Annotated in this window: 19 protein-coding genes and 1 pseudogene; 11 read left to right on the forward strand and 9 right to left on the reverse strand. The window is 65.9% G+C overall.

Annotated elements, in window-relative coordinates; translation table 11 throughout:
- Window positions 1-60: 60 nt before the first annotated feature.
- The 8 genes and pseudogenes from JY96_RS09840 (at window position 61) to JY96_RS09875 (ending at window position 10,002) form a co-directional block, all read left to right on the forward strand.
- The gene (locus tag JY96_RS09840) at window positions 61-1,731 is read left to right on the forward strand and encodes a methyl-accepting chemotaxis protein (protein WP_081961168.1); all 1,671 of its coding nucleotides are present in this window, start codon (window positions 61-63) and stop codon (window positions 1,729-1,731) included.
- Between the two features lie 154 nt (window positions 1,732-1,885).
- The gene (locus JY96_RS22175; protein ID WP_152606437.1) at window positions 1,886-3,589 is read left to right on the forward strand and encodes a methyl-accepting chemotaxis protein; all 1,704 of its coding nucleotides are present in this window, start codon (window positions 1,886-1,888) and stop codon (window positions 3,587-3,589) included.
- 4 nt (window positions 3,590-3,593) lie between these two features.
- On the forward strand, window positions 3,594-4,124 hold the full coding sequence (locus JY96_RS09850) for a chemotaxis protein CheW (RefSeq protein WP_035037014.1): 531 nt from the start codon (window positions 3,594-3,596) through the stop codon (window positions 4,122-4,124).
- Window positions 4,125-4,131: 7 nt separating this feature from the next.
- On the forward strand, window positions 4,132-4,935 hold the full coding sequence (locus JY96_RS09855) for a protein-glutamate O-methyltransferase CheR (RefSeq protein ID WP_035042104.1): 804 nt from the start codon (window positions 4,132-4,134) through the stop codon (window positions 4,933-4,935).
- Between the two features lie 258 nt (window positions 4,936-5,193).
- Window positions 5,194-6,558, forward strand: a pseudogene (locus tag JY96_RS09860) (methyl-accepting chemotaxis protein); the annotation flags it as partial.
- Between the two features lie 265 nt (window positions 6,559-6,823).
- On the forward strand, window positions 6,824-7,387 hold the full coding sequence (locus tag JY96_RS09865) for a chemotaxis protein CheW (protein WP_035037017.1): 564 nt from the start codon (window positions 6,824-6,826) through the stop codon (window positions 7,385-7,387).
- Entirely contained in the window at window positions 7,384-8,460 is a 1,077-nt protein-coding gene (locus JY96_RS09870) for a chemotaxis response regulator protein-glutamate methylesterase (protein WP_035037020.1), read from the forward strand. The genes JY96_RS09865 and JY96_RS09870 overlap by 4 nt, the downstream gene beginning before the upstream one ends.
- A gap of 39 nt (window positions 8,461-8,499) precedes the next feature.
- Window positions 8,500-10,002: a methyl-accepting chemotaxis protein gene (locus tag JY96_RS09875; RefSeq protein ID WP_035037023.1), complete on the forward strand. Its 1,503-nt coding sequence runs from the start codon at window positions 8,500-8,502 to the stop codon at window positions 10,000-10,002.
- A 2-nt stretch (window positions 10,003-10,004) separates the two neighbouring features.
- Here the strand turns inward: JY96_RS09875 and JY96_RS09880 are convergent, their stop codons facing one another.
- Complete coding sequence (locus JY96_RS09880) at window positions 10,005-11,090, reverse strand: homocysteine S-methyltransferase family protein (protein WP_052162352.1); 1,086 nt, start codon at window positions 11,088-11,090, stop codon at window positions 10,005-10,007.
- Window positions 11,091-11,155: 65 nt separating this feature from the next.
- Between JY96_RS09880 and JY96_RS09885 the strand changes: the two genes are divergently transcribed.
- Genes JY96_RS09885 through JY96_RS09895 form a run of 3 tightly spaced genes read left to right on the forward strand, consistent with a single transcriptional unit; the run spans window position 11,156 to window position 15,549 of the window.
- The gene (locus tag JY96_RS09885; RefSeq protein WP_035037026.1) at window positions 11,156-12,019 is read left to right on the forward strand and encodes an ion transporter; all 864 of its coding nucleotides are present in this window, start codon (window positions 11,156-11,158) and stop codon (window positions 12,017-12,019) included.
- Window positions 12,020-12,023: 4 nt separating this feature from the next.
- Complete coding sequence (locus tag JY96_RS09890; protein WP_035037029.1) at window positions 12,024-13,772, forward strand: cation:proton antiporter; 1,749 nt, start codon at window positions 12,024-12,026, stop codon at window positions 13,770-13,772.
- 37 nt (window positions 13,773-13,809) lie between these two features.
- Window positions 13,810-15,549 (forward strand): cation:proton antiporter, encoded by a 1,740-nt coding sequence (locus JY96_RS09895; protein ID WP_035037032.1) that lies wholly within the window; start codon window positions 13,810-13,812, stop codon window positions 15,547-15,549.
- Window positions 15,550-15,552: 3 nt separating this feature from the next.
- Here the strand turns inward: JY96_RS09895 and JY96_RS09900 are convergent, their stop codons facing one another.
- The 8 genes from JY96_RS09900 to JY96_RS09935 all read right to left on the reverse strand — a co-directional run bounded on the left by JY96_RS09900 (window position 15,553) and on the right by JY96_RS09935 (window position 24,471).
- A complete protein-coding gene (locus tag JY96_RS09900) occupies window positions 15,553-17,082 on the reverse strand; it encodes a bifunctional diguanylate cyclase/phosphodiesterase (RefSeq protein ID WP_052162353.1) in 1,530 nt (509 codons plus the stop codon).
- Complete coding sequence (locus JY96_RS23560; protein ID WP_161784287.1) at window positions 17,079-19,244, reverse strand: bifunctional diguanylate cyclase/phosphodiesterase; 2,166 nt, start codon at window positions 19,242-19,244, stop codon at window positions 17,079-17,081. Before JY96_RS23560 ends, JY96_RS09900 begins: the two co-directional genes overlap by 4 nt.
- A gap of 136 nt (window positions 19,245-19,380) precedes the next feature.
- The gene (locus JY96_RS09910; RefSeq protein ID WP_035037034.1) at window positions 19,381-19,662 is read right to left on the reverse strand and encodes a DUF3567 domain-containing protein; all 282 of its coding nucleotides are present in this window, start codon (window positions 19,660-19,662) and stop codon (window positions 19,381-19,383) included.
- Window positions 19,663-20,089: 427 nt separating this feature from the next.
- Complete coding sequence (locus JY96_RS09915; RefSeq protein ID WP_081961615.1) at window positions 20,090-20,551, reverse strand: nuclear transport factor 2 family protein; 462 nt, start codon at window positions 20,549-20,551, stop codon at window positions 20,090-20,092.
- Between the two features lie 16 nt (window positions 20,552-20,567).
- Window positions 20,568-21,347 (reverse strand): SDR family NAD(P)-dependent oxidoreductase, encoded by a 780-nt coding sequence (locus tag JY96_RS09920; RefSeq protein WP_035037037.1) that lies wholly within the window; start codon window positions 21,345-21,347, stop codon window positions 20,568-20,570.
- Between the two features lie 22 nt (window positions 21,348-21,369).
- Entirely contained in the window at window positions 21,370-21,915 is a 546-nt protein-coding gene (locus JY96_RS09925) for a DUF3833 domain-containing protein (RefSeq protein WP_152606438.1), read from the reverse strand.
- Between the two features lie 16 nt (window positions 21,916-21,931).
- Entirely contained in the window at window positions 21,932-23,194 is a 1,263-nt protein-coding gene (locus JY96_RS09930; RefSeq protein WP_052162355.1) for an MFS transporter, read from the reverse strand.
- Between the two features lie 26 nt (window positions 23,195-23,220).
- Window positions 23,221-24,471, reverse strand: coding sequence for a cyclopropane-fatty-acyl-phospholipid synthase family protein (locus tag JY96_RS09935; RefSeq protein ID WP_235333893.1), 1,251 nt, complete (start codon window positions 24,469-24,471; stop codon window positions 23,221-23,223).
- Window positions 24,472-24,475: the final 4 nt, after the last annotated feature.

A 24,475-nucleotide genomic window follows, 5' to 3' on the forward strand; every position in this document is an offset into this window, starting at 1 on the left:
GATGCCCTTTGGTTCGAAGGGCTGCCCACACATTGCATCCCTGTCCATAGGATTGAAACCATGAGGTCGCTGACCGTCGCCCAAAAGTTTGTTCTGCTTGTGCTGTCTGCCCTGATCGGCATTGCGGCCCTGTCCGGCGTGGCCATCTTGCAAATGCAGAAGGTGTATGACGCAGCCAGCTTCGGCACGGTCAACACCGTACCCGCCTTCAAGGCGCTGGACAAGGCCAATGATGTCCTCACGACCATCCGCCTGCGCAGCTGGCAGATGATGGCCTACACCGACAAGAGCCGCGTGGAGCAGGCCAACCAGGACATCAGCGCCATGGTGCCGAAGTTCGATGCGGCCATGAAGGAGTACGAGGCCACGCTGGCCAACGACAAGGACAAGGCACTCTTTGAGGCCGACAAGGCCGCCATGCGTGACTACCTGTCGGCCCGCGATGAACTGGCCGCACTGGCACTGGCAGGCAAGCGCGAAGAAGCCATGGGGGTGGCCGTCGCGAAACGCGCCATCTTCAACCGTGTGGCCGAAGTCATCAACGAACATCGCCAGTTCAATGCGGACCTGGGCCAGGCCGGTGCCGATGAGGCCGTCAAGATCCAGCACGTGGCGTTCAACACCGCGTTGGCGGTGTCCACGCTCACCCTGGTGGTGATCAGCGTGATCGGCTTCGTCATTGCACGCAGCCTGATCAAGCAACTGGGGGGCGAGCCTGCCTATGCGGCCGACGTGGTGAGCCGCATCGCCCAGGGTGACCTGTCGGTGCAGGTGCAGGTCAAGCCGGGCGACAGCAGCAGCATGCTGGCCGCCATCAAGGGCATGGCCGAACGCCTGTCGCAGATCATCGGCGAGGTCCGCTCGTCGTCGGACGCGCTGTCAGCCGCCGCAGAGCAGGTGTCATCCACCGCACAGAGCATCAGCATGGGCGCCAGCCAGCAAGCCGCGAGTGTGGAAGAGACCTCGTCGGCGATGGAAGAGATGGCCAGCTCTGTGCAGCAGAACGCCGAGAACGCCCGCGTCACCGAAGGCATGTCCAGCAAGGCTTCCAAGGAAGCGGTGGACGGCGGCCAGGCCGTGAAGGAAACCGTGCAGGCCATGAAGCTGATCGCCGACAAGATCACCATCGTGGACGACATTGCCTACCAGACCAACCTGCTGGCCTTGAATGCGGCCATTGAAGCGGCCCGTGCCGGTGAACATGGCAAGGGCTTTGCCGTGGTGGCCGACGAGGTGCGCAAGCTGGCCGAGCGCAGCCAGGAGGCTGCACAGGAGATCGGCCAGGTCGCCAAGAACAGCGTGCACCTGGCCGAGCGCGCGGGGCAACTGCTCGACACCATTGTGCCCTCGATCGCCAAGACCTCGGACCTGGTGCAGGAGATCGCCTCGGCCTCCGATGAACAGTCCTCGGGCATCGGCCAGATCAACACCGCCATCACCCAGCTGTCGCAACTCACGCAGGAAAACTCCAGCGCCTCGGAAGAGCTGGCAGCCACAGCCGAAGAGATGAGCGGCCAGGCCGAGCAGCTGCAGGAGCTGATGACCTTCTTCACCACCTCTGCATCCGCTTCGCACGCCAGCCACGCGCAGCAGGCCATTGTTCGCGCCACGCAGACGGCACGCCTGGCATCGCAGAGCAGATCCCGCCACAGCAACCACCACCATCGCAACGGGCGCGTCCTGGAAGGCGCCCCCGCCGACCCGCAGGAGTTCGTCAGATTCGACGGCTGATGCCGTCTTCGTCAAGCAGCATCTCAGCAGTCCCCAGCACGAGCACGGCGGGCCTTCAGGCCCAGGGCATTTCCGGGCTCCCCAAACGGTGTGAAACCAGCCACAAGGCCAACACACCCGATCAACGAGCATCACAACTGGAAGGGCTTTCGTCATGAGCCAACTCTCACTCAAAGCCAAGCTGATCAGCTTGCTGTCCATGGCCTTGCTGTCGCTGGCCATCGTGGGCGCCATCGGCTGGTTCGGGCTGGTCGGGACGTCCAATGCGCTGGCCGAGGTCGGCAAGGTCCGCCTGCCATCGGTGCTGGGCCTGGAGATGGTCAATGAAGGCTCGGCCTCCATCCTGGCCAGCACCCGCCGCGTGGCCTTCTACGAAAACGACTTCCACGCGCAGGACAAGTTTGCCGCCGAGATCAAGGAAAAGGCCGACATCTGGAAGCGCGTCAACGAGGGCTGGAAGCTGTATGAACCCTTGCCGCAAACGGCCGAGGAAGAGCAGCTCTGGAAGCTGTACATCAAGCAGTTCGAAGACTGGAAGGCCGCTGAAGCCAAGGTGGACGACACCATGGCCGCACTGAGCACCAACACCGACGAGAAGCGTCAGAAGGAGCTGTTCGTCGACTTCTACAAGCGCGCCAACGCCGTGGAAGGCCTCTACAAGGCCAGCAACGACACGCTGGACAAGATCGTGGCGCTGAACGTGAGGGTGGGCGATGAGGCGGTCAAGGATGGTGACCACGAGGTCGCCTCCGCCAAGGCCAAGATGGTGGGCGGCGGTGTGGCCATGCTGGTGGCCTTGTTGCTGGCCGGCGCCTGGATCACACGCAGCATCCTCAAGCAGCTGGGCGGTGAACCCGCTTACGTGAGCGACATCGTCAACCGCGTGGCAGACGGCGACCTGACCGTCGAGGTGCAGCTGGCCGCCAACGACGAGACCAGCATGCTGGCTGCGATCAAGCGCATGCGGGACCGCCTGTCGCAGATCATCGGTGATGTGCGCACCTCGTCGGACGCGCTGTCCGTGGCGGCCGAGCAGGTTTCGGCCACGGCGCAGAGCATCAGCCAGGGCGCCAGCGAGCAGGCCTCCAGTGTGGAAGAGACATCGGCTTCGATCGAGCAGATGACCAGCTCGGTGCAGCAGAACGCCGAGAACGCCAAGGTCACCGAAGGCATGTCCAGCAAGGCTTCCAAGGAAGCCGACGAGGGCGGGCAAGCCGTCAAGGACACGGTGGTGGCCATGAAGACGATTGCCGACAAGATCGGCATCGTGGATGACATCGCCTACCAGACCAATCTGCTGGCTTTGAACGCCGCCATCGAAGCGGCCCGCGCCGGCGAGCACGGCAAGGGCTTTGCGGTGGTGGCCGACGAGGTGCGCAAGCTGGCCGAGCGCAGCCAGGAAGCCGCACAGGAGATTGGCGAGGTCGCCAAGTCCAGCGTGGCGCTGGCCGAGCGCGCGGGTGTGCTGCTCGACGCCATCGTGCCCACGATCGCCAAGACATCGGACCTGGTGCAGGAAATCGCCTCGGCATCCGATGAACAGTCGTCGGGCATTGGCCAGATCAACACCGCGGTGACCCAGCTGTCGCAGCTCACGCAAGAGAACTCCAGTTCATCGGAAGAGCTGGCGGCCACGGCCGAAGAGATGAGCAGCCAGGCCGAGCAACTGCAAGAGCTGATGGGCTACTTCAAGACCGACACACACCACAGCAGTGGCGCAGCGGCGGCGCACACGATCAAGCGCGTCGCCCGTTCGGCCGCTGTGTCAGCGCCACAGGCGCGCCCGCCGCGCACGGGCAAACGCAAGCACGACAACGCCCCCGTGAACACCCAAGATTTCGTCAAGTTCGAGGACTGATGCCATGAGCCAAGCCACCCTGACCCCCACCACCAAGCCTGGCATGGTCAGCCAGTACCTGATCTTCAGCCTGGGCGGCGAGCTTTTCGCCGTGGGCACCTTGCGCGTGCGAGAGATCATCGAGTACGGCAACCTGACCTCCGTCCCGATGATGCCGTCCTTCATCCGCGGCGTGATCAACCTGCGCGGCGCCGTGGTGCCCGTGATCGACCTCAACGCCCGCTTCGGGCGTGCCCGCACAGAAACCTCGCGGCGCACCTGCATCGTGATCCTGGAGGTGCAGTCTGAAGAAGACACGCATGTGCTGGGCATCGTGGTGGACGCCGTCAGCGCCGTGCGCCAGATCGACAGCGCCCACATCGAACCGCCGCCCAGCTTCGGCACGCGCATCCGCGCCGATTTCATCGACGGCATGGCCAAGGTCAACAACAACTTCGTGATCCTGCTGGACCTGGGCAAGGTGCTGTCGGTCGACGAGATCTCGATGCTCAATGGCATGGGCGCCGGCCACGAGCCGCAACACAGCGACGCGTGAGGGCCGCATGACACCGACCTTGACCGACAAGGAGTTCAAGAGCTTCAGCCAGATGATGTTCGACATGGCGGGCATCAACCTCACCGAGGCCAAGAAGCCGCTGGTGAGCGGGCGCCTGGCCAAGCGCCTGGCGCAGCACGCGCTGGACAGTTATGGCGATTACTTCAAGCTGATCCAGGCCGACAAGGGCGAACGCCAGATGGCCCTGGACTTGTTGACCACCAACGAGACCTACTTCTTTCGCGAGCCCAAGCACTTCGAGTTCCTGGCGCACACCGTGGCCCCGGCCATGCGCACACAGTCGCCCCTGCGGGTCTGGTGCGGCGCCAGCTCGACCGGTGAAGAGCCCTACACCATCGCCATGACGCTGGCCGAGTCACTGGGCCACATGCGTTTCGACATCCTGGCCTCCGACATCAGCTCGCGTGTACTGCAAACGGCGCAACAGGCGCTCTACCCGATGGAGGATGCCGAGAACATCCCGCGTGCCCTGCGTGCCAAGTACTGCCTCAAGGGCGTGGGCAGCCAGCAAGGCCGCTTCATGATAGACAAGCCCATTCGCGAACGGGTGCGCTTCGAGTCCATCAACCTGTGCGCGCCGCTGCCGGATCTGGGCAGCTTCGACATCATCTTCCTGCGCAACGTGATGATCTACTTCACGATGGAAACCAAGCGCCAGGTGGTGGCCCGCCTGCTGCCGCTGTTGCGCCCGGGCGGCTACTTCTTCATCAGCCATTCGGAGAGCCTGCATGGCGTCACCGACCAGCTGCAACTGGTCAAGCCCTCGATCTACTTCAAGCGCCAGGAGTGAGCCTGCTCATCACATGACGCGCACGGCGCGAACAAATCACTCAAGAAGCCTGACGGGCTGCCGTCCATCGGCGGCCCGTTTCTGCTTTTAAAGCCCTGTTTGCGACGTGGATGTGCATTAGTCGTCAAGGGGCGCTTGTGCCACATCAAGCCGCCCCATTTTTGTGCCGAAGACCTTCACACGCCTACCCGTATGGGTTTCCCTCACGCACAAGAAGTCCCTGGAAGGAAAGTCGACATGAAGTCTTTGACCGTTGCCCAGAAGTTCATCCTGCTTGTTCTGTCCGCCGTGATCGGCATTGCCGTGCTGGCGGGTGTCGCCAGGGTCCAGATGAACAAGGTGTATGACGGCGCCAACTATGCCAACGTCAATGTGGTGCCCAGCCTGCTCTTGATTGCAGAGGCCTCGGACGCGTCCGCCAACATCCGCGTGCGCACGTGGCGCCGCATTGCCGATAGCGACCCGGCGCACAACGTCGAGAACGACAAGGTGGTCGCGGCCAGCCTGGCCAAGGTCGAAGACACCTTGAAAAAGTACGAAGCGCTCCTGGCCGACGACAAGGACAAGGCTTTGCTGGCTGCTGATCGCGCAGCGGTGGCTGACTTCATGACCGTTCGCGCGACGGCCGTCAAGCTGGACGATGAAGGCAAGAATGCCGCTGCCGTGGAACACCTGAACGCCAACCAGGCCGCCATTGCCAAGATGATCGCCGTCTTCGACGAGCACCGGCAGTACAACAAGGAAATCGGTACGCGGGCAGCCGATGAGGCCGCCGCCACCCAGCAAGCGGCCAACACCATCTCGCTGGCCGTCTCGGCCGCCACCCTGGCCGTCATCACCCTGATCGGCTGGACCATCGCCCGCAGCCTGATCAAGCAACTCGGTGGTGAACCCGCTTATGCCGCCGATGTGGTGAGCCGCGTGGCGCAGGGCGACCTGACCGTGAAGGTCGAGGTCAAGCCCGGCGACAGCACCAGCATGCTGGCGGCCATCAAGGGCATGACCGAGCGCCTGTCGCAGATCATTGGCGATGTGCGCAGCTCGTCCAACGCGCTGTCGGCCGCGGCCGAGCAGGTGTCGGCCACCGCGCAGAGCATCAGCCAGGGCGCCGCCGAGCAGGCCTCCAGCGTGGAAGAAACCTCCGCCACGATCGAACAGGCCGCCAGCTCGGTTCAACAGAACGCCGAGAACGCCCAGGTGACCGAAGGCCTGTCCAGCAAGGCCGCCAAGGAAGCCGTGGAAGGTGGCCAGGCTGTCAAGGACACCGTGGTGGCCATGAAGACGATTGCCGACAAGATCAGCATCGTCGACGACATCGCCTACCAGACCAACCTGCTGGCGCTCAATGCCGCCATCGAAGCCGCCCGTGCGGGCGAGCACGGCAAGGGCTTTGCCGTCGTGGCCGACGAGGTGCGCAAGCTGGCCGAACGCAGCCAGGAGGCCGCACAAGAGATCGGCGAGGTGGCCAAGTCCAGCGTGTCGCTGGCCGAACGCGCCGGGCAGCTGCTGGACACCATCGTGCCCTCGATCGCCAAGACCTCGGACCTGGTGCAGGAAATCGCCTCGGCGTCCAATGAGCAGGCCACCGGCATCAACCAGATCAACACGGCCGTGACCCAGTTGTCACAACTTACACAAGAAAACTCCAGCTCCTCTGAAGAACTGGCCGCAACAGCCGAAGAAATGAGCGGGCAGGCCGAGCAATTGCAGGAACTGATGAACTTCTTCACCACCGAAACCCTCCAGCGACCTGCCGCGGCTGTCGCGACACAGGCGTTCGCGCGCATGGCCCGGCCTGCCGCGGGCCGGCAGGTGCCAGGCAAGCGCAAACATGACCCGGCCCCCGTCGTGAACGCCCAAGAGTTCGTCAAGTTCGAGGACTGAGGCCATGAGCACTGCCACCCTTTCTCCGGTCGCCACCCCCCACAGCACGCCAGCCACCGGCGCGAAGTCGGGCATGGTCAGCCAGTACCTGATCTTTGGTCTCGGCAACGAGCAATTTGCCGTGGGCACCCTGCGCGTGCGCGAGATCATCGAATACGGCAACCTCACCGCCGTGCCGATGATGCCGGCCTTCATCCGCGGCGTGATCAACCTGCGTGGCGCCGTCGTGCCCGTGATCGACCTCAACGCCCGCTTTGGCCGCGCGCGCACCGAAACGTCCCGGCGCACCTGCATCGTGATACTGGAAGTGCAGGTCGAGGACCAAACCCAGGTGCTGGGCATCATCGTGGACGCGGTCAGCGCGGTGCGCCAGATCGACGCGGCCCACATCGAACCCACCCCCAGCTTTGGCACGCGCATCCGGGCGGATTTCATCAGCGGCATGGCCAAGGTCAACAACGGCTTCGTGATCCTGCTGGAGCTGGGCAAAGTCCTGTCTGTTGACGAGATCTCGGCGCTCCACGGCATGTCACCATCCGAAAAAGACTCCCCTGCAGACGGACCATGAACAAACCCATCCGTGTCCTGATCGTTGATGACTCGGCCGTTGTGCGGCAGGTGTTGACGCAACGCCTGGCCGCCGACCGTGCCATCGAGGTCATGGGCACGGCGGCCGACCCGGTCTTTGCCATGGACAAGATGGCCAAGGAGTGGCCGGACGTGATCGTGCTGGATGTGGAGATGCCGCGCATGGACGGGCTGACCTTCCTGCGCAAGATCATGGCCGAGCGCCCCACGCCGGTGGTGATCTGCTCGACGCTGACCACCAAAGGCGCCGAGACCACCATGCAGGCCATGGGCGCCGGTGCCGTGAGCATCGTGGCCAAGCCCAAGGCCAACCTCAAGCAGTACCTGCTGGAAGAGTCCGACGACCTGGTGGCCGTGGTCAAGGCCGCGGCGCAGGCGCGCGTGCGGCGCATGGCCGGTGGCCCCAAGCTGGCGCCCGCACCCGCCAAGTTATCGGCCGATGCCATCCTGCCTTCGGCCACGGGCAGCCAGCGCGCGATGAGCGAAACCACCGACCGAGTGGTGGCCCTGGGCACCTCCACCGGCGGCACACAGGCCCTGGAGGCCGTGCTCAGCGCCCTGCCGGTGGACAGCCCCGGCCTGGTCATCGTGCAGCACATGCCCGAGGCCTTCACCGCGGCCTTTGCGCAGCGCCTCAACACGGTGTGCGACATCGAAGTGCGCGAAGCCGTGCACGGCGACCGCGTGCACACCGGCCTGGCCCTGATCGCCCCTGGTGGGCGCCACCTGGTGCTGGAGCGCAATGGCGCACAGTACCGTGTGGCCGTGGTCGATGGCCCGCCTGTGAGCCGCCACCGCCCCTCGGTGGACGTGCTGTTTCGCTCCGTGGCGCGCGCCGCTGGCCGCAATGCCCTGGGCGTGATCATGACCGGCATGGGCGATGACGGCGCCCGCGGCCTCAAGGAAATGCGCGAGGCCGGTGCCCGCACCCTGGGCCAGGACGAAGAAAGCTGCGTGGTCTACGGCATGCCCAAGGAAGCCATGAAGCTCGGTGGGGTGGAGCGCGAACTGCCGCTGCACGCCATCCCGGCCGCCATCGTCAACGGCCGCTGACCCCTCTCCTCTATCCCTCTCTTTGTCGAAAGCTGCCCCGTGCGCAAGAACCTGCCCGTGACCGATGTGGAGCGCCATCTGGAAGATGGGCAATACATCGTCTCCAAGACGGACCTCAAAGGCCGCATCACCTACATCAACCGCCCCTTCATGGAGATCAGCGGCTTTGATGAGAACGACCTGCTGGGCAAGGCCCACAACGTCATCCGCCACCCGGACATGCCCCCCGAGGCCTTTGCCGACCTGTGGCAGACGCTGCAGCGCGGCAAGCCCTGGCGCGGCATGGTCAAGAACCGTTGCAAGAACGGCGACTTCTACTGGGTCGAAGCCAATGCCAACCCGATCTGGGAGGGCGATGAGATCGTGGGCTACATGTCCTTGCGCACCAAGGCTTCACGCGCGCAGGTGGAAGAGGCGGAACAGGTGTACCGCGAAATGCGTGAAGGACGCGCCAAGGGCCTGACCATCAAGGAAGGCAGCGTGGTTCGTGCGGGCCTGCCGGGCTGGCTGATCCGCCTGGGCCAGCCGAGCCTGCAGGCGCGCATCTTCGCCCTGTTCGGCCTGCTGGCGCTGTGCCTGCTGGGCCTCTACACCAGGACGACGGCCGTGCCTCAACCAGCATGGCTGGGCGCCGGACTGGCTGCCACGCTGTACCTGGGCTACCTGGTGCGCTCGGCCATCTTCCGCCCGCTGGAGCAAGCCGTGCGCGTCTGCCAGGTGGTCGCTGCCGGTGATGTGCGCCTGCAGCGCATCGACAACTGGCACACGGAAACGGGCCGCCTGCTGCACGCGGTGCACACCATGACGGGCAACGTGGCCAGCATCGTGGCCGATGTGCACCAGGCCTCGGCCTCACTGTCGCTGGCCGCGTCCGACGTGGCCCGCACGGCCCAGAGCCTCAGCACGGCCACGGCCGAGCAGACACAAGGCGTGGCCGCCACCAGCAGCTCGATCGAGCAGATCCGTGCGGCCATCGAGCAGAACGCCGCCAACGCGCAGCAGACCGACAGCGTGGCCGCGCAATCATCGGCCGATGCCGCCCAAGGCGGTGAAGCCGTCAAGGACACGGTGAACGCGATGAAGCGCATCGCCGACTCGATCAGCATCATCGACGACATCGCCTACCGCACCAACCTGCTGGCGCTCAACGCCGCATTGGAAGCCGCCCGCGCCGGCGAGCACGGCAAGGGCTTTGGCGTGGTGGCCGACGAGGTGCGCAAGCTGGCCGAACGCGCACAGGAAGCGGCCATGGAGATCAGCCAGGTGGCCGACAGCAGCGTGAACCTGGCCGAGCACGCCGGCAAGCTGCTGGGCGACATCGTGCCGGCCATCCAGCAGACCTCCACCCTGGTTCAAGCGATCGCGACCAGCTCGGCCGAGCAATCGCAAGGCGTGACGCAGCTCAACACCGTCATCGTGCGGCTGCACGAGATCGCCGGGCAGAACAACGCGACGTCGCAGAAGCTGGCCAGCACCGCCGACACCATGAACGCCCAGTCCGCCCAGCTGGGGAACCTGCTGGGTTTCTTCAAGGCGGCCTGAGTTCAGGCTGCCTGCAAGCCGCTCAAGAAGCCCGTGTTGCCTTCATGCAGGCAACGTGGCTTGTACGCGCTCACGCGCTTGGCGATCGCCGCGATGTGGTCGGGCGTGGTGCCACAGCAGCCCCCTGCGATGTTGAGGAAGCCCGACTTGGCAAACTCCTCGACCAGGCCGCCGGTGATCTCGGGCGTTTCATCAAAGCCCGTGTCGCTCATCGGGTTGGGCAGGCCGGCGTTGGGGTAGCAGCTGATGAAGGTGTCGCCCGCGATCTTGGCGAGTTCCTCGATGTAGGGGCGCATCAGCGTGGCACCCAGGGCGCAGTTCAGGCCGATGGCCAGCGGGTGGGCGTGGCGCACCGAGTGCCAGAAGGCGCTCACCGTCTGGCCCGAGAGGATGCGGCCGGAGGCGTCCGTCACCGTGCCGGAGATGATGATGGGCAGGCGCTCACCGGTGTCTTCGAACAGCTGGTCCACCGCGAAGATGGCGGCCTTGGCGTTGAGCGTGTCGAAGATGGTCTCGATCAGGATGACGTCGCAGCCGCCTTCCAGCAAGGCCTTGGCCTGCTCGTAGTAGGCCTGGCGCAGGGTGTCGAAATCGACGTTGCGGGCACCGGGGTCGTTCACGTCCGGGCTGATGCTGGCCGTCTTGGGGGTCGGGCCAATGGCGCCGGCCACGAAGCGGGGCTTGTCGGGCGTGCTGTACTTGTCGCAGGCGGCGCGGGCCAGTTTGGCGGCGGCCACGTTCATCTCGTAGGCCAGCTCGGGCAGGTCGTAGTCTTCCTGGGCCACGGTGGTGGCGCCAAAGGTATTGGTCTCGATCAGGTCGGCCCCGGCCTTGAGGTAGTTCTCGTGGATCTCGCTGATCACCTCGGGCTTGGTCAGCTGCAGCAGTTCGTTGTTGCCCTTGAGGTCCTTGCCGTGCTCGGCAAAGCGCGTGCCCCGGTAATCGGCCTCGCCCAGCTTGTAGCGCTGGATCATGGTGCCCATGGCGCCGTCCAGCACCACGATGCGCTGGCGCATGATCTCTGGCAGCTGGGCTGCGCGGGTGTAGGGGCGGCGGGCGACGGGCGCGAGGGTGGCGGGGGTGTTCATCCCGCCATTTTAAGGACTTGCCGGGATCATGTCTGGATCCTGCCGACCTGACGTATAACCACCCCATGAACAAGGACCACCTGGACAAGCCCTTGCGTGGCTGGCGCCTGCGCCTGTACACCATCATCTTCGAGGCCGATACCCGCGAAGGGCGGGCCTTTGACAAGACCCTGATCGCCCTGATCCTGCTGAGCGTGGGCGTGGTCACGCTCGACAGCGTGGCCCGCATCCAGGCGCGCTGGGGCCTGGCCTTCGACGTGCTGGAGTGGGTCTTCACCGGCCTGTTCACGCTGGAGTACCTGCTGCGCCTGCTGTGCGTGCGCCGCCCGCTGGCCTACGCCCTGAGCTTCTTCGGGCTGATCGACCTGCTGTCCATCCTGCCCACCTACTTCGCGCTGTTGATGCCCGAAGCCAGCGCCCTCATGGACGTGCGCATCCTGCGCCTGCTGCGCATCTTCCGGGTGCTCAAGCTGGGCAGCTATGTCGCCGAGTACACGGCCCTGGCCGTGGCGCTGCGGGCCAGCCGCCGCAAGATCATGGTCTTTCTGACCTTCGTGATGATGGTGGTGCTCATCATGGGCACGGTGATGTACGTGGTCGAGGGCTCGGCCAATGGCTTCACCAGCATCCCCACGGCCATGTACTGGGCTGTGACCACCATGACCACGGTGGGCTTTGGCGACATCACCCCCAGGACGGACTTCGGGCGCTTGATATCGGCCTTGATGATGCTGCTGGGCTGGAGCGTGCTGGCCGTGCCCACCGGCATCGTGACGGCCGAGATGGCGGCGCAGCGCGAGCATGGCGGGGCGCGCCCCACCACCCGCACCTGCCCGCACTGCCTGACCGAAGGCCACACCGCCGAGGCCCAGTTCTGCTGGCACTGCGGCGCCGCCCTGCCCCCTTATCAACAAGACCAGGACCTCTGAGCCCATGCCCCATGACGTCAGCCTGATCTCGACCATCGCCACCGGCTTCGGCCTGGCCCTGGTGATGGGCCTCATCGCCACGCGCCTGCGCATGCCGCCGCTGGTGGGCTACCTGATGGCCGGCGTGGTGATCGGGCCGACCACACCGGGCTTCGTGGCCGATGTGCACCTGGCCGCGCAACTGGCCGAGATCGGCGTGATGCTGCTGATGTTCGGCGTGGGCCTGCACTTCTCGGTGGCCGACCTGCTGGCCGTGCGGCGCATCGCCATCCCCGGGGCGGTCGTGCAGATCCTGGTGGCCGTGGCCCTGGGCGCTGTCACGGCGCATGCCTGGGGCTGGGCCTGGGGCGGCGCGCTGGTGTTCGGCCTGTGCCTGTCGGTGGCCAGCACCGTGGTGCTGCTGCGGGCACTGGAGGCACGCGGCCTGATCGACTCGGTCAACGGTCGCATCGCGGTGGGCTGGCTGGTGGTGGAAGACCTGGTCATGGTGCTGGTGCTGGTGCTGCTGCCGGCCTTTGCCGCCATGATGCAACCGGGCTCGACTGCGGCCACAGCAACGGGCCAAGCCGCGGCCTCACCCCAGGCCCCGGCGCTTTGGCTGACCATTGCGATCACACTGGCCAAGGTCATGGGTTTTGTCGCCACCATGCTGCTGGTGGGCCGCAAGGTCTTCCCCAAGGTGCTGTGGTGGGTGGCCAGCTCGGGCTCGCGCGAGCTGTTCACGCTGTGCGTGGTGGCCACCGCCGTGGGCGTGGCTTTTGGGGCGGCCAAGCTGTTCGATGTGTCCTTCGCGCTGGGTGCTTTTTTTGCCGGCATGATGATGCAGGCCTCGCCCTTCAGCCACCGCGCCGCCGACGAATCCCTGCCCTTGCGTGACGCCTTCGCCGTGCTGTTCTTCGTGTCCGTGGGCATGCTGTTCGACCCCTCCGTGCTGTGGCAGTCACCGGGCAAGCTGCTGCTGACGGTGACCATCATCCTGGTGGGCAAGACGCTGGCCGCCGTGGGCCTGGTGCTGCTGTTCCGTTACCCGCTCAACACCGCGCTCACCGTGGGCGCCAGCCTGGCGCAGATCGGCGAGTTTTCTTTCATCCTGGCCGGCCTGGGCGTGTCGCTGGGCCTGCTGCAAAAGGAAGGGCAGGACCTGATCCTGGCCGGCGCCCTGGTGTCGATCGCCGTCAACAGCGCGCTCTTCGGGGCGCTGGAGCCCGCGCTGAACTGGATCCGTGAACGCTCGGCCTTCGCGCGCCGGCTGGAAGCGCGCGACGACCCACTGGCGCAATTGCCCACCACGGTGGACCCGGCCCGCCTGACCGGCCAGGTGGTGCTGGTGGGCTACGGCAGCATCGGCCAGCAGATCGCCGAGCGCCTGCAAGCCGAGCAGGTGCACTTCGTCGTGGCCGAAGAAAACCGCGACACGGTGGACAAGCTGCGCCAGGCCCATGTGGCCGCCGTGACTGGCGACCTGCGCGACCCGGCCACCCTGATCCAGGCCCACATCGCGCGGGCGGCGGCCCTGATCATCACCACACCCGACAGCCTGCTGATCCGGCAGCTGGTGGACATGAGCCGCCAGCTCAATGACACGGTGCGCATCCTGGTGCACGCGGCCAGCGAAGAAGAAGCGCGCCTGCTGCGCCAGGACCTCGCCATCGAGGCCTTCGTGCAGGAGCAGGAACTGGCGCACGGCATGAGCCGGCAGGTGCTGGCCGCGCTGCAACCGGCATCTGCCCCGCCCCCTGAACACACCCCCTGAACACACCCACTGAACACACGCACTGATCCCCCCCACGATGGAGCACCACGTCCCCCTGCCCTTCCTGCGCGAAACCCTGTTGTTCCTCACGCTCACGGGCATCCTCATCCCGCTGCTGCAGCGCTTTCGCATCAACCAGGTCATCGGCTTCCTGTGCATCGGCGTGGTGGTGGGGCCTTTCGGCGTGGGCAGCCTGGTGGACAGCTGGCCCTGGTTGTCCTGGGTCACCATCCCCCGGCGGCAAGGCGTGCAGGCACTGGCCGAGCTGGGTGTCATCTTCCTGATGTTCCTCATCGGGCTGGAGCTGTCGCTGCAGCGCGTGTGGGCCATGCGGCGCTGGGTGTTCGGCACGGGCAATGCGCAGGTGCTGCTCAGTGCGGCAGCCATTGGCTCGCTGGCCTGGGCCTTTGGCAACAGCCTGGAGGTGTCGCTGGTGCTGGGCCTGGTGCTGTCGCTGTCGTCCACCGCCGTGGTCATGCAACTGTTGTCGCAACAGCGCACGCTGGCCACGCCCATGGGGCAGGCCTGCTTTGCCGTGCTGATGATGCAGGACTTCGCCGTGGTGCCCCTGCTGATCATCGTGGACCTGCTGGCCAAGGACAACTCACACGGGATGTTTGCGCAACTGGCCACCACGGCAGCCTTGTCGGTGGCGGTGGTGGGGGTGATCCTGGTGGCGGGCCGCAAGCTGATCGCACCCTTGTTTCGCACCTTTGCGCAGCAACGCCAGTCCGAGGTCTTCATGGCCTTGACGCTGCTGGTGACGCTCAGCATCGCCGGTGCCACAGCTGCTGCGGGCCTGTCCATGGCGCTGGGCGCCTTCCTGGCGGGCCTGCTGCTGGCCGAGACCGAATACCGCCATGAGGTGGAGGTGACCATCGAGCCCTTCAAAGGCCTGCTCATGGGCCTGTTCTTCATGTCGGTGGGCATGGGCATTGATGTGCGCGAGATCCTGCGTGACCCGGTGTGGATCGCGTCATCGGTGCTGGGCCTGCTGCTCATCAAGGCGCTGATCGCCGCTGGCCTGCTCAAGCTCAGCGGCCTGAGCTGGGGCCAGGCGCTGGAGGGCGGCACCCTGCTGGGGCAAGGCGGCGAGTTCGCCTTCATCGTCATCGGCTCGGCCTTGAGCACGGGCCTGCTGGCGCCAAACACGGGCCAGTTCATGCTGCTGGTCGTCAGCCTGAGCCTGCTGGTGACGCCCTTGTTCGCGCGGCTGGGCCAGCACGGGGGCCAACGCTGGGATGCGGCCCGGCGCCCCCAAGCCACGGCCGGCAGCCACAGCCTGGCCATCCCGGACACCAGCGGCCACGTGGTGGTGATCGGCTTTGGCCGGGTCGGGCTGCTGCTGGGCCAGGTGTTTGCGCAACAACACGTACCCTACCTGGCGCTGGAGCACAACGTCGAGCGCGTGGGGCGGCTGCGGGCGCAAGGCCTGCCCATCTACTTCGGCAACGCGGCCCGCCCGGAGCTGCTGCACAAGCTGGGCCTGGACAAGGCTGCCAGCCTGGTCGTGACCATGGACGAGCCCGCCGCCGCGCGGCGCGTGGTGCACAACGCGCGCCAGCAATACCCCAAGCTGAAGATCTTCGCGCGCTCGCATGACGAGCGGCATGCACGGGAGCTGCTGCAAGCCGGCGCCACCGTCGTGGTGCCCGAGATGCTGGAAGCCGGCCTGCTGCTGACCGCCCATGCGCTCACTTCCCTGGGCCTGCCCGATGGCGATGTGCATGCCATCGTGGCGGCAGAACGCCAGCGCCGTGCGGACTACGCGGTGTGAGGCTCAGCCCTGGTCGGCCGGGTCGCCCTGGTTGAACAGCGAGGCGCGAAAGCCTGCACGCCGGGCCGGCACCTGGTCACCTGCCAACCAGGTCCGCAGCTGCGCCGCCGGCATGGGCCTGGCAAACAGATAACCCTGCATCTGGTCGCAGCCCCAGCGCATCAACAAAGTCTGCTCGGCTTCGGACGCCACACCCACCGCCACCACCGCCCTGTCCAGGGCATGGGCCAGCTGGATGGCCGCCCGCACGATGGCACGGGCGTCGTCATCCTCATCGAGGCCTTGCACCAGGCTGCGGTCGATCTTCAGGCGATGCACCGGCCATTTGCGCAGGTGGCTCAGGTTGGCGTAACCGGTGCCGAACGCATCGATGGACAGCTGCACGCCGATCTGCGCGAGCTGCGCGAAGATGCGCCCTGATGCCTTGGCATCCTCCATCGCGGCGGACTCGCTCACCTCGAAGCTGATCAGCTCGGGCGGCACAGCGTGGGTGCTCAGCGCAGCCTGGATGCCCGCCACCAGATCCGGCTGGCGCAGCTGGTGTGCCGACAGGTTGAGGGCCACCTGCATGCGCAAGCCCGCATCCAGCCAGGCACGCACCTGGCGGCAGGCCTCGTCCATCACCCAGTCGCCCAGGGCCGCGATGAGGCCGAAGCGCTCGGCGATCGGGATGAACTCGGCCGGCTCCAGCAAGCCACGCTCGGGGTGCAACCAGCGCACCAGGGTTTCTGCACCCGTGACCTGGCCGGTGCGCCCATCGATCTGCGCCTGGTAGTACAGGGCCAGGCCCTCACGCGTTTCAATCGCGCTGCGCAGGTCACGGTGCAGATCGAAGGTGCGATCGGCGTCCTGGTCCATGCGGGCTTCGTAGAAGCAATGCATATTGCCCCCGGCCCGTTTGGCCGCCATCATCGCGGCGTCCGCGCGGGCAATCAGCTTGGCGCGGGGGCCATGCTCCGGGTAGAGCACGATGCCGATCGAGCACGACAGGCGCACGTCCTGGCCATCGACCTGATAAGGCTGTTGCAGCTTGTGGCGGACGCGGTCGGCCACCAGGGCGGCCGAGGCACTGTCCGGGTCGCCATCGAGCAGCATCAGGAACTCGTCGCCGCCCAGGCGGGCCACGGTGTCGGTGGCGCGGCCCATGCTGGCCAGGCGCTGGCCGACTTCGCGCAACAGCGTGTCACCACAGGCATGGCCAAAGGCCTCGTTGATGGGCCGAAAGCCATCCAGGTCAATGTAGAGCAGCGCCAGGCGGCGCTTGCGGGCCTCGGCACGCATCGCGGCGGCGGCCAGCTGGTCCTCCAGCAAGAGCCGCGTGGCCAGGCCGGTGACCGGGTCTTGCACATCCGGCGTCAGCCGCACGGGCAGGTCCACCACGGGCGGCGCGCGGGTGCTGCCTTGCTCATCGAGCGCGCGGTCACGCTCGCGCGAGGCCAGCCAGGCCCGCAGCACCGACATGATCATGGCCACACCCAGCAGGGCAATCAGCAACCACCACCAGGGCGACAGGGAACTGGGCGCCGCACTCATACTGAACGGGCCAGCTCCTGCTCACCGCAGACATGCCAGTCTTCTTCGTCCACGGCGGCGTGCACGGGCGCCGGGTGCGAGGGCTGCACCTGCACACCGTGCTGCAGCAACCAGACCAGCAGGGCCGACTCGGGCATGGGCAGGGCATACAGGAAGCCTTGCAGCTCATCGCATTGCAACCGGGTCAAGATCGCGGCCTGGTCCAGCGTTTCCACGCCTTCGGCCACCACTTCCAGCCCGAGCGCATGCGACAGGTTCACCACGGCCGCCACGATGGCCTGGGCGTCCAGGCTGGAGGCCAGGTCCTTCACAAAGCTGCGATCGATCTTGAGCTGACGGGCCGGCAGGCGGCGCAGGTAGCTCAGGCTGGAGTAACCCGTTCCGAAGTCGTCGATGGACAGGCGCACCCCGATGGCATCGAGCATGTCGAACACGCGCAGCGAGGCGTCGATGTCGTCCATGGCCGTGGACTCGGTGATCTCCATGATCAGCATGCGGGCGGGCACGCGGTGGCGCTTGAGCGCGTCACGCACGCGCAGCTCCAGATCAGGTTGCCGCAACTGGTGCGCCGACAGGTTGATGGCCACCGGCACGTTGAGCCCGGCGTCATGCCACATGCGGATGTGTCGGCAGGCCTCGTTGAGCACCCACAGGCCCAGCTCGCCGATCAGGCCAAAACGTTCGGCCACGGGGATGAAGTCCACCGGGCTGACCATGCCGCGTTGCGGATGCATCCAGCGCAGCAGGGCCTCCACGCCGGCCAGGGTCTTGTCTCGGGCATACAGCTTGGGCTGGAAGTAAAGCTGCAATTCGTTGCGGGCAATGGCGTGGCGCAGGTCGCGCTGCATCTCGACTTGCTCGGCGCCGGTGCGGTCCATGCCGCGCTCGTACAGGCAGTGCACGCCGCCACCGGCCTTGCGGGCGGTCAGCATGGCGTCCAGCGAATGAGCGAGCAACTGGTCTGCGTTGTTGCTGGCCGGGAAGCAGGCGATGCCGATGGAGCAGCTCAACACCACATCCTGATCGCGGATCAGGCAAGGCTCGTGGATGGCCTCGCTCAGACGCTGGGCCAGATGGGCCATCACATGCTCGTCCGACAGGTCGTTGCACAGCAGGAGGTATTCGTCCGTGTCCGACCTGGCCAGCACATCGCCTTCGCGCACCAGGCTCTTGAGCCGCCCGGCGAGATGGCGCACGATGGCGTCGCCCATGTCCTGGCCATAACCCTCGACGTGGGACTTGAAGCCGTCGAGGCTCAGCCGGAACACGCACAGCGACTTCACGTCGCGGCCGTGGTCTTCGAGCAGGGTGCGCAGGTGCTTCTCGAAGCCCTGGCGGTTGAACAAGCCGGTGGACGGGTCCTGCTGGGCGGCTTCTTCCAATGCGGCCTGGGCCTGTTGCAGCGAGGCCTTCAAGGCCTCCTGGCGGCGCATGGCGCGGTCGTCCAGCACCGTGCCCCAGTGCACCACGGCCAGCAACAGCAAGACGGGTGCAGTCAACAGGAACTGCAGGTAGTCGCCCGACATCTGGTCCCCGGTGACGCTGACGGCGCCGACCGGCACGTTCACACCGGCAATCAGCAGCATCTGCCCGCCACGCAGCAAGAGGGCGACGAGGGCCGCCACCGCCAGCGTGCGCCCATGGCCGAGAGGCGCGTTGAGCGCATGGCGGATCAGCACCGACCCGATTGCGCTGGCCAGCAACATCACGGCCACCGCCGCGCCCACGTAACGCGGGTCCCACTGCAACGAGGGCTTGAGCACCACGGACGAGACGACGATGAGGTTCAGCAGGCAGATGGCCGCACAGATGACCAGGCCGCCCATCACGCGCATGTGCAAGGCCAGCCTGGCCTGGCCATACATGCGGATGGCGCCCGCGGCCAGCACGACGGCAGGCAGCCAGGCCGCCAGCACGATGGCACGCGCGTAGCCCACCTGCATGGGCAGCTTCAGGGCGATCAAGCCCAGCAGGCACTCGGCCCAGATGGCGGTGCCCACGCTGAGCGCGCCGCCCAGCAACCAGGTGAAGGCGGTTTCCCTGTCATGGGCACGCGCGCGGCGTACCACCAGGCTTTGCAAATAGAGCGCGTACACCGCGATCACGCAGGCTGCCAGCAGCAGCACCGCGTCGTAGTGCGGCTCCATCCATGGTTGTGACATGCGCATTTCCCCTGAAAGGCCTCCCTTGGCAGGCAGACCTCGCGCCAGACCCGATCAAACTTTTTGACGTAATCGGTTTTCGGCGCGGATGGGGATGCACTTGAGCCCGTTCAGGCTCGCCAGCCGTGCAATGTGTTCAATGCATCACGACTGGTTGCTGCGCCATGCCGGCGAAGCGTTCCAGATAGGCATCGAATTCTTCGACGCTGGGCGAGGTTTCGATCAAGGCTTCGACGCCTTCCTTGAAGGATTCGGCCAGCGCCCCTTCAATGAAGAGTTCCTTGCGGGCGAACTTGTCCACGATTTCATAGCCGCCCCGCTTGAGGCTGGCTGCCGGGTCCACCGACAGCAGAACTTCCGTGGCCGGCAGCTCGATCTGGACGACCGCATAGCTGTCCGAGTTGTAAAGCATGTGCATGAACGATACTCCGTGGTCCTTCAGGCTTGCCTTGTAGATAAGGTCAATTGCTTGGACCTCAAGGCCATCATGACTTGTCCATCGGTGCCGTCATCCCCCAACTTGAGGGTCAGCCAGTCCATGAGCGGCGCGCACGTGCCTTTGTGCACAAGCACCCCCTCATTTAAGTGGGGTGCAGGTACGGCATGCCCCTACGCCCCCAGGGGAATCGACTTGAGCGATCCGGCTGGGGAGCCGCCTACCCCCTACGGAGGGATGAGGATCGTGTCGGTTCCCTCTACATTTTTGTATCGTGCTGTCACACGGTTCGAGGGAGAGGGACAACACATGGTTCGCGCCAGCTGGCGACGGGCCCATACACAACATCACAGGGTTTGCGCAGCCCCGCCTTCGTGGCGGGGTTTTTTTTGCCTGCTGCCAGGCGGTCTCAGCTCATCACCCGGCGCTTGAGCCAGCGCATCAGGCTGCCCAGCACCGGCAGCTTCTCGTACAGCTCTTCGGCGGCATCCCAGTAGTCGCGGTGCTCGACCACCAGGCCCTGGGCATCAAACTGCAGGCGCGTGGCACCGTGGATCAGCTGCCAGTTCGGCTGCCCTTTGAAACGGAAGCGGAAGTCCCAGGTCAGGAAGGCCTGCTGCCCTTGCGCCATGCGCTCCTTGACCACGAAATGCGGCAGGTCCAGCGTGCGGAACATGTGCTGGAAGATGGCTTCGATGGCCAGGAGGCCCTGCACCTCGTTGAACGGGTCCTTGAAGTGGGCCTCGCGTGCATAGAAACGCGCCAGTTCCGGCAGGCCCTGTTCCTGCAGATTCTCGAAAAAGGCCACGAACAGCGGCATGGCCTGATGGGCCACGTCGGTACGGCTGGAAGGCATGGGGGTCACGCTCATGGTGGTCTCCTTCAGCTCATTGGCCGGTGACCCGGCGCACCGCAGGGAAGTACAGCGCATGGGGCAGGTGCCGCAGCAGCTTGAGCCACAGCGTGAAGCGCCGCGGGAAATGGATCTCGAAGGCGCCCGCCTCCCAGCCGGCGATCATTTCCTGCGCGGCCTGCTCGGGGGTCAACAAGGCCGGCATGCTGAAGTCATTGTGCGCCGTCATGGGCGTGGCCACAAAGCCCGGGTTGATGACCGAGATACCGATGCCTTGGGGGTGCAGGTCCAGATACAGCGTTTCGGCCAGCGAGTTGAGCGCGGCCTTGGTCGGCCCGTAGGCCAAGGCCTTGGGCAAGCCCCGAAAGCCCGCCACGCTGGCCACCAGGCTGAGGTGGCCACCACGCTGCGCCAGCAGGATGGGCAGCACGGTGTCCAGCACGTGCAGCGCGCCGTCGTAGTTGATGTGCTGGTGGCGCATGGCCTCGTGCAGGTCGAACTCCTGCGCGCGCATGGCCTTGTAGTAGCCGGCGCAGTACAGCACCATGTCCAGCCGGCCCTGCCGCGCGAGCTCGCGCACACGCTGGCCGGCCAGCCTGACTGAATGGGCGTCCACCACATCCAGGGCGACCGCCGCACTGCCCGGGTGTTGGGCCACGAAGGCCTGCAAGGCCGCTTCGTTTCGGGCCGAGACGATGACCTGCGCGCCCAGCGCATGCAGCTTCGACGCCGTGGCGCGACCGATGCCGGTGGACGCGCCGATCAACCAGACCGTGTGGCCAGACCATTGGGTGACAGGAGGATTGAGAGACATGATGCGGACCCGGCTCGTTTGCTCAAGGCTTGCTGAAACTCAGGGTGACTTCACCCAGCGTGAAACCGAACTTGCTCATCACGGCCTTGTTGAGCATGGTGCGGCCGTCCATGAGGTACATCCAGTCGTTGAACTGCACCTCATAGGTCTTGCCATCAACGGGCAGGCGCAGCGTGTAGTGCCAGTTCAGCGCATTGCCGGCCACCTCGCCCACCGCGTCGCCCACCACGTCGTCCGCCTGACCGCGCCAGCGGCCCTGGCCCAGGTCGGTGAGGCGCCACACGCGGCGCTGCTTGCTGCCATCGCTGTAGTTGAAGTCTTCTTCCAGCACGCCATTGCCGCCTTGCCAGCGGCCCACCATTTGCACGGTGAAGCGCTTGACCACCCGTCCCGACCGGTCCGTGAAGATGCCGTGTGCGGTCAAGGGGCCGTTGAAGTACTCGCGCAGATCCAGCCGGGGCTGCTCCTTGGCGTAGTCAGCCGGCACGGGCCCACCCGCGCACCCCGCCAGCGAACAAGCCAGCAAGGTGGTGAACATGGTGGTGAGATGGGGTCGTGCGGTGGTCATGGGTGACGCGTCCTTTTCAAGCAAACACCAGTTGGTTGCGCCACCGCCAGCACCAGGCCAGCGACAGCAGTTTGAACAGGCAAGGCAAGGCCCCATACACCAGCGTGAGGGACAACAAGGCCTGCGCATCACGGGCACCCGGCACGTAACCCAGGTACTGCAGCGCCGGCAAGGCCAGGCCGGCGGCCAGGGCCAGGTTGAGCTTGGTGGCCCATTGCCACCAGCCGGCGTACACGCCCTCGGCCTGCTCCGCGTGCCCGGCCTGCTGCACCACGCCCGTCAACAAGGTGCCTGGTGCGGTGAGATCGGCGCCCAGTGCCCAGCCACTGCAGGCACAGATCAGCAGGTAGGCCATCACATCGCCTGCCCCCAGGCCCAACACGCCCGCGAAGCTCAGCACGCTCAGGGCCATGCCCAATGACCAGGCCCGCATGGGCCCCAGGCGCGCCACCGCCTTCGCCCACCAGGGCATGCTCACGGCCGCCATGAGGAAGTAGACGCCGAGGCACGCTGCCGTCCAGGCCTGGGCCTGCAGGCGGTCCTGGATGAAGAACAAGACCAGGGTGGCCGGAATGGCACTGGCCACGCCATTGAGCAGGAACAAGCCCAGCAGTCTGCGGAAGGCCGCGCCTTGCCAGGGCAGGCGCAGGTCTTGCCCGCTGAGCTGCGACCCGCCAGCCTGCGACTGCGCCGATGGCCTGGGCCCCTTCACGAGGCCGCCCACACCGAGCAGCAAGCTCAGGAACAAGGCCAGCGCCGTCCAGCCAAGGCCAGCCTGCACGGCCAGCAGGTTGGCCAGCACCACGCCCAGCAGCCCAAAGCCCTCGCGCCAGGCCACGATGCGTGCGCGCTGGGCCACGTTGCCGCCCAAGCGGCTGCCCCAGGCCAGGTACAGCACACTGCCCAGGCTGTAGGCCAGAAAGGTCCACATCATGGTGGCGGCGCACCACCACAACAAGGCCGCCTCACCGCGTATCAAGGGAAAGAACAGCGCCGCAAAGCCCAGCGACAGCACGGCGGCCATCACCCACATGGCGCGCGCGGCCCGAGCCGGTTGATTCAGCAGCCGGTCGACCCAACGGCCAATCAAAGGGTCGACCAGGGCATCGGCCAGGCGCGCGCCCAGCAGCACCGCACCCAGCAGCCCCAGCGGCACCCCCAAGGTCTGCCCGTAGTGGGCAGGCAGCACCACATACAAAGGCAAGGCCACAAAGGCCAGCGGCAAGCCCAGCAGGCCATAACGCGCACAGGCGGCGTGGGGCAGGTCGGCTTGGTTCATGATGATGAGGGCGCCAGGTCGGCCGCTCAGCGCGGCTTGCGCAAGGTGTACTGAACCACGTTGGTGTTGCCCATGTCGAACGCGGCTTCGCAGTACGCCAGGTAGAACTCCCAGATGCGCTGGAAGCGCTCGTCGAAGCCCAGGCCCTGGATCTGGCGGATGTGGCGATGGAAATCAGCGCGCCAGCGGCGCAGGGTCTCGGCGTAATCGGGCCCGAAGGCCATCGCGTTGACGACTTCCAGACCGGCACGCTGCGCTTCTTCGCGGAAGGCCTTGTCGCTGGGCAGCAGGCCGCCGGGGAAGATGTACTGCTGGATGAAGTCGGTGGACTTCACATAGCGATCAAACAGGTCGTCGTGGATGGTGATGGTCTGCAGGCAGGCCTGGCCACCGGGTTTGAGGCAACGCTTGATGGTGTCGAAGTAACCCGCCCAGTATTCGCGGCCCACGGCCTCGAACATCTCGATGGACACGATGGCATCAAAGGGCTCTTCGCGGATGTCGCGGTAGTCCTGCAGGCGCAGATCGGCCCGATCGGACAAGCCGGCCTTGGCCATGCGTTCCATCGCCCAGGTCAGTTGCTCGGTGGACAAGGTCACGCCCGTGACATGCGCGCCGTGTTCGGCTGCCGCGATCTCGGCCAGGCCACCCCAGCCGCAGCCGATCTCCAGTACACGCTGGCCAGACCGGTCAGCGGACACCCCGGCTTCATTCAATGCACGCTTGACCTTGGCGCGCTGCGCATCGACCATGCTGCGGCTGTGATCGCCCTCGAACCAGGCGCTGGAATAGCTCATGGTCGGGTCCAGCCAGAGGCGGTAGAAGGCATTGCCCAGGTCATAGTGGGCCTGGATGTTCTTGCGGCTGTTGGCCTTGGAGTTGTGGTTGAGCAGGTGGCGGATGCGGTAGAGCAGGCGCCCCCACCAGTTGCCGTAGATCGCGTCTTCGATCTGGTTGCGGTTGGCGATGAAGAGCTTGAGCAAGGCCGTCAAATCTGACGTGGACCAGTCGCCGTTGATGTAGCCCTCGGCAAAGCCGATGTCACCGGACTTCATGGCCGCTGTGCACACCTGCCAGTTGTGCAGGTGCAGGGTGGCACGCGGCGTCTGGCCGCCTGACTCCAGGGCATGCCCGAAGCGCGCGGTGCTGCCATCGGGGTATTGCACATCCAGCGAGCCGACCTGCAGCCGCTGCAGCAAGCGCAGGGCCAGCCGGGCAGCCGCCGGTGCGTGCTCAGGCAGGTGCAAGCCGGAGGATGAAGATGATGAGATCGTCATGCGG

Source organism: Aquabacterium sp. NJ1 (genome assembly GCF_000768065.1).
Lineage (GTDB): Bacteria > Pseudomonadota > Gammaproteobacteria > Burkholderiales > Burkholderiaceae_C > Aquabacterium.